This window comes from Allokutzneria sp. NRRL B-24872, from assembly GCF_002155965.1.
Classification (GTDB): Bacteria; Actinomycetota; Actinomycetes; order Mycobacteriales; family Pseudonocardiaceae; genus Allokutzneria.
In genome coordinates this window covers 184-650 of the sequence record NZ_MUMH01000351.1, presented here as the reverse complement: position 1 = coordinate 650, position 467 = coordinate 184, and the positions used below count along the sequence as shown (strand labels likewise).

The 467-nt window shown below is 71.7% G+C and carries 1 pseudogene; it reads right to left on the bottom strand.

What is annotated here, in order from left to right:
- Positions 1–467, bottom strand: a pseudogene (locus CCN37_RS38000) (NAD-dependent DNA ligase LigA); the annotation flags it as partial.

Here is a 467-nt window from a genome sequence, read left to right as displayed (position 1 = left end):
GCGGCGGCGCGCGAGGCCCAGTGGATCAGCCTGCGCACGGTCTGCGCCGGGCAGGAAACGTTGGTGCAGAAGAGTTCCCGGCTGTTGCCCTGTTCGGTCAGCGGCTGCTCGCAGGACGGGCAGGTGCTCGGCGGGACGATCTCGCGCTCCGCGCCGGTGCGCTTGGCGGCGTCGAGCACTCCGGCGACGAACGGGATCACATCGCCCGCGCGGCGCACCAGCACGGTGTCGCCGATCTTGATGCCGCGAGCGCGGATCACCTCCTGGTTGGCCAGCGTCGCCCTGGTCACGGTCGTTCCGCCGACGAAGACCGGCTCCAGGTGCGCGACCGGAGCGATCTTGCCGGTCTTGCCGACGTCCCAGACCACGTCGGCGAGCACAGTGGTCTTCTCCTCGGCCGCGAACTTGTACGCCAGCGCACCGCGCGGGGAGTTGGACCGCGTCCCCGCCGCCGCGTAGGCGTCGCG